This is a genomic window from Paenibacillus silvestris (genome assembly GCF_009882985.1).
GTDB classification, from domain to species: Bacteria; Bacillota; Bacilli; order Paenibacillales; family NBRC-103111; genus Paenibacillus_E; species Paenibacillus_E silvestris.
Map to the genome: position 1 here is coordinate 554,653 of NZ_WTUZ01000039.1, position 13,491 is coordinate 568,143.

The window sequence follows — 13,491 nt, forward strand, 5'->3', positions numbered from 1 at the left end:
ATAGCTTTCTATCCGATTAATGGAACGGAGTGATTACATGAGTAAAGGCAAGGGAACTGGCAGAGGAACGGACAAAAAAGGCTGGAATAGATGGCAAGCTAGTGCTAATAAAGCAAAAAGCGCCCCGAAACCCTATAAAAGCAAAGGTCTTAAAAAAGATAGCAATGATAAAGTAAGCACCAGCAACAAAGGATAGTGTATTTCTAGTTAAAAGAGGCCCACATATACGATATGTGGGTCTTTTATGCATGCACATTGAATAAAATTAATATTACAGGTAACAATCTCTAATAACATATCAAAGAAGGTGAACTAGAATGAAAGATAAAAGACGAGAAGATGCTTGGACCGATAATCATGATGTAACATTAGCTCAAACCGTAATTAGTCATATTAAAAATGGAAGTACGCAGCTTGCAGCATTCGAAGATTCAGCAAGTAGATTGAATCGTACAGCTGCCGCATGTGGATTTCGATGGAATAAAGAACTGCGTCATCAATACGAAACCGAGATCAATGACGCCAAATTATTTAGGATGAAGCGCAAGCAACAAAAAAGAGACATTCATGCAACCATTTCTGGCATGCCAACACTAGAAGATGAACCGATGATGCCGAAATATGAAGATGCTTTTAGACAAATTATTAAGATCGCGAAGGATCAGGCGCTAAAGTTTGAACAATTAATTCATGAAAACTCAAAGCTCAAACTTGAAATTAATGAATTGAGAAGTCAGAAGGAAAGCGTTACTGTGGTTAAAAGTAATGAAGATGTGGCAACGGAGGATCTGCAAACGTTCCTCAAAATTATGAACAGAGCAAGAAATTTAACTTCTTTAAATTTGAATGTATAAGACTTCCTTACACTCCACATTATAAGATTACACCACGAGAAGGAGTGATTTATTAATGGCAAACAGTAACACGCTAGTTGTTCCAGAAGCAAAGGCTGCTTTAAATCAATTGAAATTTGAAGTTGCTCAAGAGTTAGGGATTGCTTTGCAACCGAATGGTTACAATGGCAATCTGGCCACGCGCGATGCAGGCTCGATTGGTGGCACCATCACCAAACGGTTGGTGCAAATAGCGGAACAACAATTGCAAGGTTTCAGACGCTAATTTTTTTTGTAAAGCAAGCAATAAGCAAGAATTAAAAAGACTACAATCACTCTTCCTCCTTGGGTGAATGCAGTCTTTTTTATGTTGGGGTATGCGATGCAAAAAGGCTGTTCCGAGTCATCCAATGACGCGGGACAGCCTCTTGTGCCTTATTCGTGCATGTGAGTCCCCATATCCATGCCCGGTTTCATGGCCATGGCTTTGGTTAACGTAATGGACCAATCTGCTTCGTTCCACTTTACATCCCAACCTAGCAGTTCCGTGATGAAACGCAGCGGTACTTGCGTGCGCCCATCTTTGAGAACAATAGGAGCTCCGATCTCTTTTTTTACACCATTAACTTCCATGTAATCTTTATCGACCCAGAACGTCAGCGTATCGTTTCCGGCCTTCACCCAAGCCGTTTGACTGGCTTGATCCCAAGTTACCTTAGCACCAATTCCTTCTGCTAAGAAGCGAAGGGGGATGTACGTGCTGCCTTCCCACATGAAAGGTGCGGTGTCCATCATGGTGGATTTATCATCAATCATGATGTTGCTGCTTCCTATTTTTAGCCAAATTTTCATGGTAGAGGTCATGTCTGGCGCTTTAGGATCATGAAATTTGTCTTGAAATTGCGCAACGATTCCTGCTGCTAAGTAGTCACCCGTATGTGACATATGGGCATAAGCTTCACGAGTGCTGGCATAAGTTTTGGCATAATCCTTATTCACATAGCTGTCGAACGCGCTAATCAATTGGGCAACATGCGGCTTCAAGGCGCCAGCAATATCGGCTGTTTTAAAATTATTTGGGTTAGCTCCTTCTAAAAAGGCTCCGAAATCAGTTCCATATTGGTTCAGTTTATCCAAAGTTTCTTTTCGCTTACTCTCGTCTTTCGCAGCTGTCGCTTTCACATAATCTACGAAGAATCCGATATGCGTATTCCATAGCCCTTTGAAGGCTTTGCCTGCGTCTTCCCCATAGACAGAGATGATGGCAGCCGTTAAGTCATCACTATTTGCGAGTAGAGCACCTGCCGCAGCATCAAAATCAGGGGCGTCGCTTATTCCCTTTTGCATAGCCAGAACAGCCAAGCCGCCATGTTCACTTAACAGACCATCCAAGGCGGAGCGCAGGTCGACAGAAGCTGCAGAAGCACCTTGATTCGTGAATTTATCGGGATATTGCTTCACAATGGCATCAGCCAGCACGTGACCGAAATGCATCATGTGTGAGTAGGCTTCACGATCAGCTTTGTAGGCACCAGCGTAATCTTTGTTTACGTAGTCATTGAAAGCTTCAATCAGTTGACTAACGTGAGCTTTCAATCCATCCGCTACATCGGCTGCTTTCAGATTGGGATTCGCACTTTCTAAGAAAGCGCCAAAATCAGTCCCGTATCTCTCTAGTTTATCGAGTGCAACTTTACGTCCAGCTTCATCTTTCTTCGCTGTAGCCGTCACATAGTCAACGAAGAAACCGATGTGTGTATTCCACAGTCCCTTGAAAGCCTTGGCAGCATCTGCGCCATAAACAGAACCAATAGCTGCGGACAAATCATCGCCATTGGCGAGTAGAGCTGCTGCTGCATCATTAAAGTCGGCAGCTCCGTCAACGCCTTTTTGCATCGCGATGACAGCTAACTCGGCATGTTCGCCAAGCAAACTTTCGAGTGTGATGCGCAGGTCGGATGCCCCGCTTTTAATCGAATACGTATGTGCGCTTGCCATTGCCGGGAAAAGGAGTGTAAATCCAAGTGCTGCAGTTACGAACGTTCGGATCATAGGTTTCATAGTTATCGCGCTCCTCATTATGGTTTTTGTGTGCTCTCGGTTAATAGAACGTGAGATGTTGAGATATGGATCACAGGGATCGCAATCTTTTTTATTTTTGTCTATCATCCAATACAAAAGATTTTGCGAAGTATATACTAGGAAGGAGACCTTGGAGAGGAGATCCTTCATGAATGGTACGCGTAGCGATCAAGAGCTTATGATGCAAATCGTCAATAAAGATGCCGATGCGCTCAAATTTCTATATGACAAGTATGAGAAGCCCATATATGCGTTTGCGTATCGAATCGTTCAAGATGCGATGATGGCAGAGGAAGTTGTGCAGGAACTGTTTCTGCGAATATGGAAGGCTGCCGAACGTTACGATGCAGATCATGGAAAATTAACGAGTTGGATGTTCACATTGACTCGAAATATTGCCATTGATTTACTGCGTAAGAAGCAAAATCGCACAAATGTGCAAACGACGGAAACCGAACAGTTGAATCGCATACCGGATAACGGCAAGAGCACGGAGGAAGTTGCCCTGGAGGGTTGGAGGGGACAAGAAATTCGGGAGGCTTTGCATGAACTAAGTCCTGATCAGAAGCAAGTTGTTGATCTTATCTATTATCAGGGCTACACGCAGCAAGAAGTGTCTGATCAGCAGGCAATCCCGCTCGGTACAGTGAAAAGCAGGGTGAGGCTAGCTTTAAAGCAATTAAGAGGACGACTTGCCGGTGTAGGGAAGGAGGAAATTCAAAGATGAATAAGCCAATGAATGGTTGCGAGAATCTCGAAATGTACGCAGTTGGTGGATTAGACCCGGAAGAACGGGTGGAGTTTGAACGCCATCTCCAAGAATGCTCGGCGTGTGCAGAAGAACTAGTTGAGCTTATTGCACTTGTGGATCTTCTACCGATGGCATCGGAGCCTGTGTCCGTACCTGATGGCATGAAAGCTCGTGTGCTTGAGCATGTTTTGGGTGAGAGCAACGTGCAACCTAGCAGTAGCAAAGTAACCCGAATTCGTCCGTGGCTGGTTGGAGGACTGTCGGCTGCTGTCCTTATCCTTGGTGTATATAGCTACACGCTAAAGCAGAATGTTAATGAATTGCAGTCCAGAATCTCACTTCTTAATCGCCCGGCAGAAGCTGTGCAGGTGAATAATGTTGTGGCGCTCAGCAGCACGGCCAAGGAAATCGTGGCGAAGGGACTTGCAACAATTGTGATTGATGCCAAAGGCACTCATCTGCTGGTGCAAGCAGAACAGCTGCCAGAGCTTAAAAATAGCGAAGCTTATCAAGTATGGCTGATCAAGGGGAAAGAAAATCCGGTGAATGCAGGCACATTCCTGACGCATAATGGTACAGGAGGCTTGTACTACACCATTGATACCAATAGCTATGACACCATTGCGATTACACTGGAGCCTGATGCTCATGGCGACAAACCAAGGGGAACACCAGTTCTGGCGGCGGCTCTGTTGAAAAGTTGATGGTGAGGAATTACTTAATTTAGCTGGAAGTAATCCAAATCCTCCTTTGTTTCGTTACTCTAAAGAGTGGATGAAAACACAAAGGAGGATTTTCATGTTGAGAAAAAGTTGGCTGCTTGTTTGTCTGTGTGTCGCAATGTGGATGGTTGGGGCCGTTACCGTATCTGCTGAGGAGCATCTCCAAGTGAAATCGGATATGAAGTTGGAGCTGGATGGAAAGCCGCTGCAACTAGACGAGTCGTACCTGATCGATAATTCACTCTTTGTTCCATATCGCGCGTTCGCGGAAGGAATTGGTGCGGAAGTGAGCTATGAGGCTGCCACTCAGGGAGTAACCGTCCAAAAAGGCGGGTTGACAGTCCATTTAACCATTGGTTCCTCAGAGGCGATTGTTGGTGGAAGCAGTCGTATGATGGTAGGCCCTGCCCAATTGATAAATAACTCGACGTTCGTGCATTCCCGGTTTCTTTCTGAAGTGTTTGGGATCAGAGTTCACTATGACGAAGCGACGCGAACGGTTCATTTGGTTAGTTCTGGGCAGCCTTCAGAGAACCCAGCCCCTAAAACCTACGAGATAACGATCGAAGGTTTCCAATTCAAGGGCGGGAATATCACCGTGGAATCAGGTTCAACGATTATTTTTACGAATAAGGATAAAGTTAAGCACAATGCCGTGGCGGAAAATGGGAGTTTCAAGATTCCGTTGTTGACAACAGGTGAATCGGGGAGTATAACGTTAACTGAGCCTGGTGACTATGCGTATTTCTGTGAATTGCATAAAAATGCGATGCAGGGGACGATTACAGTCAAATAAACCGTGAACGATTAGGGGGCGAATCCCCCTTTTTTTCATTTTACATGGAATATTTTATGGGCGATTGGGTGAAGTTAGGAAGGCCGTACTAATAGTCAAAAATAAGATGGAATAGAGGAGAAATACGGATATGAAATGCAAAATAAACCGAAACGCTGCGAAGGTTTTGAAGGATATGTTGAGTCAGGAAGGCGCGGAAGGCAAGATGGTCCGAGTCATTATTACACAGAATCATGGTGATCATGGTCATTATGACGTCATCTTGGATCATGCCACTGAGAATGATGAAATCGTAGAAACAGATAAAGGGATTAATGTCATACTAGATAAACGAGAAAACCTGTTAGATGGCGTTTGGATTCAGTATTTTCATGTCCCGGATGAAGGTTTTTTCATTACGAATCCTTCTACAGGATTTCTTGAGAAGTAAGGTAATGACGTATATTCTTGTCGTAAGTATGGACAGGAATATACGTCATTTTCATTTCTATTCACGTTTGATAAAAAATTTAAAGACGCTGTTTTTCAAATAGTCCAGCGAATAGAAGACAGGTCGATCTTCTTCATCGAAATGAAGTTGTTTTAATAATAGAATTTCATTGCCGAGCACTTTCACCGCATTCTGATCCATTTCTTCGGAGCTGCTTAACGCGCAAATTTCGGTAATGGCGTAGGCGATGTTGATGCCCATCTTGCTCTTTAAGAAATCAAAGATAGCTCCTGAGAATTCCCCCTCAAAATGGCCTGCCACTAGACTCTGCGGAAAAATATTATAGTAAAATGCCACTTTCTTACCGTTTGCTGTTCGCGAACGCTCCAAAATGACAACCTTTTCATCCTCATCAATTTGTAATTGCTTTCTCCAATCTTCCTCTGGCTCTCGTGTATAGATCTTAATGTCTAATTCGCTCTCGATATAACCTTCATTTTTAATCATTTGCCCCACGCTTTGCAGCTTGCTTAGTGGGTTGATAATGAAATCCGGACGATTGTTGACATAGGTCCCGACACCGTTTTTACTAATGAGCACCTTCTCCCGCTGAAGCATCTTGAGCGCTTCGCGGAGGGTAGGGCGGCTTACCTCGTATTTCTTGGCGAGCTCCGGTTCAGACGGAAGCTTGTCTCCCGGCTTAAGTTCACCTTCGTTGATGCTTCTTTCGATCTCTTCTTTGACTCTGAGGTAAAGCAGCTTTTTCTCCAAATTTCAGCGATTCCTTTCCATAGGTTGATGATGGTCAAGTTCAATGAGTACTAAAATCCGAGCTGTCTGACAACAATAGTGTACCACATTTTATAAAATTTGAAAGACTAGATAGGCAATATTATCAGCAGAATAGAGCTATTTATCTACATAATTATTTAACATTGGATCGATTGACACAAGTGAGATATCTTCCCTATAATTTTAGATGTCAGACAGCATGAACTGCAGCGGGAATGAAAGGAGGACTTGCTAAAAGGAGGACGGCATGATGATAAATGGCATATCATTTGATATCACGGAGGGGCATTTTAAATGAGGAAAAAAGTGTTAAGTCTAATGACGATATTAACTTTGGCGGTTCCTTTCTTCACTAACGCGAGCACCACCCATGCTGCAAGTTATTCCGAACTGGCTGCCTACTGGGCACCTCAGATTTACCAGGATGTGAATGCTGATCTTGATGTAAGGGCAGATTTTATTACCAATTTCAACTATGACGGTGATTATTTGGCTCGCAATAACTGGGATAATCTCTCCAATTACAATGAAAATGGATACGTCTACTATAAAGTGTCCGAAACGACAACGCATTACTTTATTGAGTATGACTTGTTCCATGCAAGAGACGATGCTTACACCAGACCGCTTGATGCTCATGAGAATGACCTTGAAGGGCTATTCCTTGTGATCAAGAAGGATGGATCCAATTATGGGTCGTTCCAGTTAATGGAAACCATGGCACATAACCAGTGGTACGATTACACGAATGATCCCAACATTACCGCTGGTACCGATAACGTTGATGGTGGCGTTCTCTTCAATGGAAGTCATCCTATGGTGTTTTGTCAGGCGAATGGACAGAGTCCTAGCGGTGGGCATGGCGTCAAAGCCTATGACGGATCAAGCGCTCCGGGCGGAGATGGCATCGTCTACGATTACTCGGGTGTAGCACAGTTCCCAACGAATACATCAGGCAGCTATACGAACCATTACAGCTACGCATTAGTGGAGTGGGGAGATCTTTGGAACCGCCGGAATGACCCTAATATTTTCGCTTCCTGGGGCACGATTGCAGGCGACAACCATACAGCTAACTCGGCGAATGCGCCATGGGGCTGGGACGATAGTGATGACGGGCCTGCCTTGCAAGGGATGAACTGGTCTGATCCGGCTCACCAAGTCGATGTGCACCTGAATGGACTCGGTAATTTTTCGCATACCTATGTGTTTAATCCTTACTACTCTCATAAAATAGTTCTCCAGAATGCACAGAGTCTTGAAGATCGCGATCCGTTCGGCAATAAAAGCGATATGTTCATTAAAGCCTACGTGAACGGTCAAGGACAGACAGATGCTAGGTTCTGGAAGAAAAATGATGCTCCAAAAAATCAAGTTTACAATATCGCTTTTGGTGCCAATGATGCAGAATTCGGTCCTAACTTCTCGGAAAACTACAACACCGTCTATGTAGCGAAACCATCCAATAGCAATGTTGAAATCCATGTCTATGATTCAGATGGAACTTCTGGTGATGACGATATGGGATATGTCTCAGCAGTTGTAGCGCCTGGAAGCACCCAATCTTGGACAAATGCACTGACAAGTAATGGGCAGGCCAAGGTTTCCGCTACCGTCACTGCGCAATAAGGTTATTGCAGGAGTAAGTCGGTTCAACGAAAAATTCAAAAGAGAATACATCTAGGAGGATGGGCAATGTTTTTGAAACCGAAGGCACGTACTGTAAGTTTGTTATTAGCAGCATCATTCATGTTAACCACCGTATTAACAGGGTGTGGAGCTGGCGGAAGCAAGACAGCCAGTGCACCAGCATCAACGCCAGCCAGCACGACAAGCAGTGAGCCTGCGAAAGCTACGAAAGCACCAGAGTCGAAGAAACTGGTTGTTTACGCAGCGTTAAACGAAGATGATATCGTACAAATTCAAAAGAAGTTCAAAGAAGATACGGGCATTGAGATTGAATACTTGCGTTTAAGCGGTGCCGGTGAAGCTAGTACGCGCATTCAAGCTGAAAAAGCTACACCTAAAGCGGATATCTTCGTAGGGGGCTCGGTTGAGTTCTATGAGCCGCTTGCTCAGCAAGGATTGCTTGAAAAGTACACGTCCCCGAATGCCAAGGAAATTGAGTCCCGTTTCAATGATCCGAAGGGGTACTGGCAAGGCTGGTACATGGGCGTTCTCGGTATCGTTCTGAACAAAGATAGATTCCAGAAGGAGCTTGCTCCGAAAGGCGTAAAAGAGCCAGCGACATGGGACGATTTGCTCGACCCTAACTATAAAGGTCTCTTCCTTACGTCCAATCCTGCAACAGCGGGCGGGGGTTATATCTTTGTTGCTGACCAGTTGTTCCGATTGGGAGAAGAAAAAGGTTGGGACTATTTGAAAAAGCTTAGCGCCAATGTGCACCATTACACACCAGCTGCCGGAGACGGAATTACGCTTACTGCGACAGGCGAATTCGTAGCGGCTATGTCCTGGGCACATGATATCGTAAAATCCGCTCAAAAAGGTTACCCAATTAAGGTTATCGTTCCTGAGCAAACGGCTTTTGAAATCGGCGGTGTTGGTGTAGTCAAGGGTGGAGCGAATACCGAAAATGCGAAGAAATTCGTAGATTGGTTGTTAACCAAACCGGTTGGGGAAATGAACACGAAGCTGTCTAATCGCTACTCCGTTAGAAAAGATGTAGCCCCACCAGAAGGTATGATCAAGATTGAGGATGTCAAGCTAGTGAACTATGACAGAGATAAAGCTGCTTCTATGAAAGCTGATGTTGTGAAGAAATTTACGGAAATGACAAGCAAATAAGTGATGTAAAGGAAAGCTTGTACACCTCCTCCTGCGGCCAATTGGCAGGGGGAGGTGCATGCTTATAACCGAAAGGTGTGGAAAGTCTTGATTTCAACTACTGTCAAAGATACCTGGTCGGAAATAAAGAAGTTGCGGAAGGAACCTGCTGTCGCTTTGGGTGTGGCAGCAATCATTCTGATCACCTGTTTTTTTGTCATTTGGCCTATTCTGAAGGTGCTAAGCTTCACTCGCCCGGAGGATTATCTGAAGCTCTTTACATTCACCCGATGGTATCATGCCGCTTTGAATAGTGTATTCATGACAGCTATCTCAACCGTTTCATGTACAGTTATTGCTTTTATTTTTGCCTATACGATTACCAGATTGAAAGTTCCCTGCAAAGGGCTCTTTAAATTTATAACGATATTGCCGATTGTTTCACCTCCGTTTATTGTCGCTCTGTCCTACATTCTGCTCTTCGGCAGACAGGGCATCATTTCGAAATATGTGCTGCACGTTAATATAGATGTCTACGGTTGGCATGGGCTTTGGCTCGTGCAAACGATGACCTTTTTCCCCTATGCTTATGCGGTCATTCACGGTGTATTGAAATCAACCTCCACGAATCTGGAGTATGCGGCTTATAATCTCGGTGCCTCTCATTGGCAAGTATTTAAACAAGTATTTCTTCCCCTATGCAGGCCGGGTATAGCAGGCGGGGCATTAATTACAGCAATGAACGTGTTAGCTGACTTTGGAAATCCGATGATCATAGCTGGGAACTTCACGGTTCTTCCAACAGAAGCATATATGCAAATGTCAGGGATGTTCGATCTAAATTCGGCTGCTGTGCTCTCAACCGCGCTGCTGGTTCCTGCACTTGGTCTATTTGTATGGAACAGGGCTTGGGTAGGTAAGCGATCCTACGTTACTGTTACCGGTAAAGAAACATCCCTGGAGCATTTTCCACTGCCCTTTGCGGTGAAATGGGGGTTATTTGCTTTCTGTATGCTCGTCACGCTCATTGTTCTTTCGGTTTATGGCGTGTTGTTTTATGGAGCTTTCACCAAGACATGGGGATTCGACTGGTCGTTCACGCTGCAAAATTTACAATATGTGGAGGCCAAGGGAAGAGAAATTTTCAACAGCTTGAAATTCGCTTTGCTTGCATCGTTAGCGGCTGGATTCTTTGCCTTGCCACTTGCCTATATCGTTCAGAGGAAGCGTATAGGCATTAACCGATTGCTTGATTTCTTGGCGATATTGCCGGGGGCTGTACCGGGAGTTTTCTTAGGACTTGGCTTCGCCATGGCCTTTAACGAGAAACCGCTGCTGCTTTCAGGAACTTCGCTCATTATGGTTCTTGCGCTCATGTTCTGGAATTTACCGACCTGCTATAGCGCCAGTCTGGCTGGTCTTCAGCAGATCAGCGGAGCGCTGGAAGAAGCTTCACTGAATCTTGGTGCCAACAACTTCGCTACATTCAGGAAAATTGTCCTTCCTTTGTTGAAAGGGCCTTTTATCTCGGGGATTGTCGTGTCTTTTCTGCGGTCCGTTACTTGCTTGAGCGTCATTATATTCATTTATTCGGCGAAAACTTCCGTGGGTACGGTGTCCATTCTTGGATTAGTGCAGAACGGGGCTTGGGGAAGCGCATCGGCCTTTACGGTTGTGCTGATTTCCATCGCATTCGTTGTGCTGCTGTTGGCACAGTTTTTCTTGAAAAAGCAGGGCAGATCGATAGAACTATAAGTGGAGGAAACCATGAATACGGAGAAACCGATGATCCAAATTTCTAATGTTTCAAAAAGTTTTGGAGACTTCGATGCCATCAGTCAAGTGTCTCTCGACATTCCCGCAGGCAGCTTCACGACACTTCTCGGGCCAAGCGGCTGCGGCAAAACGACACTGATGCGGCTTATTGCCGGATTCTACGAGCCGGATGCCGGTCACATTTCTATAGAAGGTAGAAATATGAATGAGCTGCCTGTGTATAAGCGGAATACACCGCTAGTTTTTCAGGAGTACGCCTTATTCCCTCATATGACGGTATACGAGAATATAGCTTACGGATTAAAGCTGCAGAGGCCGACCCGGCAAGAAGTGAAGGACAAAGTCGATGCCATGCTCAGTATGTTCGGGCTGCAAGGGCTGCAAGGCAGATTTCCCAGAGAGTTAAGCGGAGGACAGCAGCAGCGGGTTGCCTTTGCAAGAGCACTCGTTATGGGGCAGAAGGTACTTCTGATGGATGAACCGCTCAGCAATTTGGACGCCAAAATGCGAGTAGAAGTAAGAGATGAGCTTAGAGAGCTGCAGCAACGATTAGGCATTACAGCGATATTTGTAACGCATGATCAAGATGAAGCGTTGTCGATCTCGGATCGAATTGCTGTGTTCAACAAGGGGCGTATCGGGCAAGTGGGGACACCTTGGGATATTTACTTTAAACCGGAAAGCAAGTTTGTGGCCGACTTTGTTGGAACAGCTAATTTTATTGAGGGTGGAGTCATAGCTGAAGAGGGCCAAGATTTGATTGTAAAATGCAGCTCTGTCGTATTTCGCGTTCATCGAAGCAACTACGCCTTCCGGATAGGTGACCAAGTGACCGTTGTCATCAGACCGGAGTGCATCGCCATATCCGACAAGCCGGTGGAAGGTCACAATGTTTGGAGCGGCGTCATTCAGAGAAGCAGTTTCCTGGGGCGCATGATCCGTTATTGGATCAATGATGCTCCGCTTCAATGGATCGTCGATGACGCAAGTCCAAGTATGCGGGGATATCTGCAAGGCACGGTATATCTAGCGCTGGATAAGCATAACATTCATTTGCTGCCGTCTGAGAAGGAAACAACGACAAACTAACGATAAAGGGGATATTCCTATGCTGAATACCAAAGTTCAATTCCTGAACGTCGGGTGGGGGGATGCTCACCTGATTAGGCTGCCTTCCGGCGGTGTTTGCTTAATTGACGGAGGGGACGGTACGTTCTCTGAAGATCAGGACCATCCCTTGTCCTGGATGAACCGTCATAAGGTTGATCGACTGGACTGGATGCTTCTTACTCATATTCATGAAGACCATGTCAACGGACTTCTGGATGTAGCCAGAGCGAAGTCGGTCACCAAAGCCGTTCTGCCGTATGAACCGTTTGTGCTGCCCCCAGAAGAGCTGGTGCAAGAGCTAAGGGACGAATTTACTTGTAGAGTATACCGCATGTTAGCTACCTATCTGGAGCTAATTCAGGTCTTGATCGAACAGGGGACGGAGATCAAGTGGCGCAGCGAGTATGGATCAAATGAGCAATCCACGATTTGGTCCGAGGAAGGGATCACCTTCACCCAGCTCTATCCTTGGGAAGGAGATCCGCTTCCCGCTTACGATATGCTCATGAATGCTCTCTCAGATGATGCAGACGACAGTGGCTTACGGGAGGATTTACCGCGTTTCTTTGAACTATCTAACCATGATAGCTCCGTATATCGACTCAGCAGCGTGGAAGAACCCGAATCAACTGTCTTGTTCGGAGGGGATCAATTAGAACCAGGATGGGAGCGTCTGGCACAGCGGACAGAACTTAAGTGCAGTATTTGGAAAGTTTCCCATCATGGGATGGATGACGGCTTTAATGCCCGCGTTCTATCATGGATTCAGCCTGAACATTGCATTATTCCCGTCAGCATCGGACGCTCTCATGCTCTGAAGGGAGATTGGGAAGAACTCCGTTCGAAGACGGATGCTGCCTTTTATTTAACGGGCAGTTATGCCAGAGGAAAGACGTGCCAGATTGTTAACGGATCTATGCCAATTGAAATTGGCTTTTAATTAAAAGGAGATAGGCAAATGCTAGGCAACAAGATCAGCTTTATACTCGCTTTTTCAGCAGGACTATTTGGTGTCACACAAGGGATGATGAATGCGTACATTGGGAAGGTTCAGGGACAATACGGAATGATTATTGGTGTTTCTGCGATCCAAATTGTCTTTGCATCCTTCTTATTGTGGCGTATGAAATCTCATTCTTCCTTGCAGCTTCATGTTATTCCATGGATACTGGTTGCTGGCGTTTTGGGCGTAGCAATTATGTTTAGTACGTCCTATGCGACAGGGAAAATTGGCACCCTCCCCGTATTTATCCTGATTATCGCCGGGCAAATGGTTGCTTCATCGGTGATCGATCATTTCGGGCTCATGGGTTTGCCTAAAAATCCGGTTACTTTAGCGAAATTCGGAAGTATCTTACTTATTATGACAGGCATACTTTGTTTCATAAAATCATCTAGGTAAATCAAACAGA

At 45.2% G+C, this 13,491-nt stretch carries 15 protein-coding genes; 13 read left to right on the top strand and 2 right to left on the bottom strand.

What is annotated here, in order from left to right:
* Positions 1–37: 37 nt before the first annotated feature.
* From GQF01_RS31580 to GQF01_RS31590, 3 genes are all read left to right on the top strand, one after another.
* Positions 38–196, top strand: a complete 159-nt coding sequence (locus GQF01_RS31580) for a DUF3934 domain-containing protein (protein ID WP_161411022.1) — start codon at positions 38–40, stop codon at positions 194–196.
* A 121-nt stretch (positions 197–317) separates the two neighbouring features.
* Complete coding sequence (locus GQF01_RS31585) at positions 318–854, top strand: hypothetical protein (protein WP_161411023.1); 537 nt, start codon at positions 318–320, stop codon at positions 852–854.
* Positions 855–909: 55 nt separating this feature from the next.
* Positions 910–1,119 (top strand): alpha/beta-type small acid-soluble spore protein, encoded by a 210-nt coding sequence (locus GQF01_RS31590; RefSeq protein WP_161411024.1) that lies wholly within the window; start codon positions 910–912, stop codon positions 1,117–1,119.
* A 149-nt stretch (positions 1,120–1,268) separates the two neighbouring features.
* Here GQF01_RS31590 and GQF01_RS31595 read toward each other — a convergent pair whose 3' ends face one another.
* Positions 1,269–2,894 (bottom strand): copper amine oxidase N-terminal domain-containing protein, encoded by a 1,626-nt coding sequence (locus GQF01_RS31595; RefSeq protein ID WP_235960722.1) that lies wholly within the window; start codon positions 2,892–2,894, stop codon positions 1,269–1,271.
* Positions 2,895–3,063: 169 nt separating this feature from the next.
* On the opposite strand from GQF01_RS31595, the gene GQF01_RS31600 reads away from it, so the two are divergent.
* From GQF01_RS31600 to GQF01_RS31615, 4 genes are all read left to right on the top strand, one after another.
* A complete protein-coding gene (locus tag GQF01_RS31600; protein WP_161411026.1) occupies positions 3,064–3,642 on the top strand; it encodes an RNA polymerase sigma factor in 579 nt (192 codons plus the stop codon).
* The gene (locus GQF01_RS31605; protein ID WP_161411027.1) at positions 3,639–4,370 is read left to right on the top strand and encodes an anti-sigma factor; all 732 of its coding nucleotides are present in this window, start codon (positions 3,639–3,641) and stop codon (positions 4,368–4,370) included. The genes GQF01_RS31600 and GQF01_RS31605 overlap by 4 nt, the downstream gene beginning before the upstream one ends.
* A 94-nt stretch (positions 4,371–4,464) precedes the next feature.
* Positions 4,465–5,184 carry a stalk domain-containing protein gene (locus GQF01_RS31610; protein ID WP_161411028.1) on the top strand — a complete coding sequence of 240 codons (720 nt, stop codon included), beginning with the start codon at positions 4,465–4,467 and terminating at the stop codon, positions 5,182–5,184.
* Between the two features lie 130 nt (positions 5,185–5,314).
* On the top strand, positions 5,315–5,614 hold the full coding sequence (locus GQF01_RS31615; RefSeq protein WP_161411029.1) for an iron-sulfur cluster assembly accessory protein: 300 nt from the start codon (positions 5,315–5,317) through the stop codon (positions 5,612–5,614).
* 57 nt (positions 5,615–5,671) lie between these two features.
* On the opposite strand, the gene GQF01_RS31620 is transcribed toward GQF01_RS31615, so the two are convergent.
* Positions 5,672–6,385, bottom strand: a complete 714-nt coding sequence (locus tag GQF01_RS31620) for a GntR family transcriptional regulator (RefSeq protein ID WP_161411030.1) — start codon at positions 6,383–6,385, stop codon at positions 5,672–5,674.
* A 315-nt stretch (positions 6,386–6,700) separates the two neighbouring features.
* On the opposite strand from GQF01_RS31620, the gene GQF01_RS31625 reads away from it, so the two are divergent.
* The 6 genes from GQF01_RS31625 (at position 6,701) to GQF01_RS31650 (ending at position 13,481) form a co-directional block, all read left to right on the top strand.
* Positions 6,701–8,035, top strand: coding sequence for a hypothetical protein (locus GQF01_RS31625; RefSeq protein ID WP_161411031.1), 1,335 nt, complete (start codon positions 6,701–6,703; stop codon positions 8,033–8,035).
* Positions 8,036–8,101: 66 nt separating this feature from the next.
* Positions 8,102–9,214, top strand: coding sequence for an ABC transporter substrate-binding protein (locus GQF01_RS31630; protein WP_161411032.1), 1,113 nt, complete (start codon positions 8,102–8,104; stop codon positions 9,212–9,214).
* Between the two features lie 75 nt (positions 9,215–9,289).
* On the top strand, positions 9,290–10,948 hold the full coding sequence (locus tag GQF01_RS31635; RefSeq protein WP_328803569.1) for an ABC transporter permease: 1,659 nt from the start codon (positions 9,290–9,292) through the stop codon (positions 10,946–10,948).
* Between the two features lie 12 nt (positions 10,949–10,960).
* Complete coding sequence (locus GQF01_RS31640; protein ID WP_161411034.1) at positions 10,961–12,058, top strand: ABC transporter ATP-binding protein; 1,098 nt, start codon at positions 10,961–10,963, stop codon at positions 12,056–12,058.
* Between the two features lie 19 nt (positions 12,059–12,077).
* Positions 12,078–13,019 (top strand): ComEC/Rec2 family competence protein, encoded by a 942-nt coding sequence (locus tag GQF01_RS31645; protein ID WP_161411035.1) that lies wholly within the window; start codon positions 12,078–12,080, stop codon positions 13,017–13,019.
* Between the two features lie 18 nt (positions 13,020–13,037).
* Positions 13,038–13,481, top strand: a complete 444-nt coding sequence (locus tag GQF01_RS31650; protein ID WP_161411036.1) for a DMT family transporter — start codon at positions 13,038–13,040, stop codon at positions 13,479–13,481.
* The last annotated feature ends 10 nt before the right edge of the window (positions 13,482–13,491 follow it).

Excerpts from the sequence above, each read along its gene's own strand:
- GQF01_RS31615 (WP_161411029.1), top strand. The coding sequence starts at position 5,315 with ATGAAATGCAAAATAAACCGAAACGCTGCGAAGGTTTTGAAGGATATG.
- GQF01_RS31640 (WP_161411034.1), top strand. The coding sequence starts at position 10,961 with ATGAATACGGAGAAACCGATGATCCAAATTTCTAATGTTTCAAAAAGT.
- GQF01_RS31625 (WP_161411031.1), top strand. The coding sequence starts at position 6,701 with ATGAGGAAAAAAGTGTTAAGTCTAATGACGATATTAACTTTGGCGGTT.
- GQF01_RS31610 (WP_161411028.1), top strand. The coding sequence starts at position 4,465 with ATGTTGAGAAAAAGTTGGCTGCTTGTTTGTCTGTGTGTCGCAATGTGG.
- GQF01_RS31580 (WP_161411022.1), top strand. The coding sequence starts at position 38 with ATGAGTAAAGGCAAGGGAACTGGCAGAGGAACGGACAAAAAAGGCTGG.
- GQF01_RS31605 (WP_161411027.1), top strand. The coding sequence starts at position 3,639 with ATGAATAAGCCAATGAATGGTTGCGAGAATCTCGAAATGTACGCAGTT.
- GQF01_RS31595 (WP_235960722.1), bottom strand. The coding sequence starts at position 2,894 with ATGAAACCTATGATCCGAACGTTCGTAACTGCAGCACTTGGATTTACA.
- GQF01_RS31600 (WP_161411026.1), top strand. The coding sequence starts at position 3,064 with ATGAATGGTACGCGTAGCGATCAAGAGCTTATGATGCAAATCGTCAAT.
- GQF01_RS31590 (WP_161411024.1), top strand. The coding sequence starts at position 910 with ATGGCAAACAGTAACACGCTAGTTGTTCCAGAAGCAAAGGCTGCTTTA.
- GQF01_RS31650 (WP_161411036.1), top strand. The coding sequence starts at position 13,038 with ATGCTAGGCAACAAGATCAGCTTTATACTCGCTTTTTCAGCAGGACTA.
- GQF01_RS31630 (WP_161411032.1), top strand. The coding sequence starts at position 8,102 with ATGTTTTTGAAACCGAAGGCACGTACTGTAAGTTTGTTATTAGCAGCA.
- GQF01_RS31645 (WP_161411035.1), top strand. The coding sequence starts at position 12,078 with ATGCTGAATACCAAAGTTCAATTCCTGAACGTCGGGTGGGGGGATGCT.
- GQF01_RS31585 (WP_161411023.1), top strand. The coding sequence starts at position 318 with ATGAAAGATAAAAGACGAGAAGATGCTTGGACCGATAATCATGATGTA.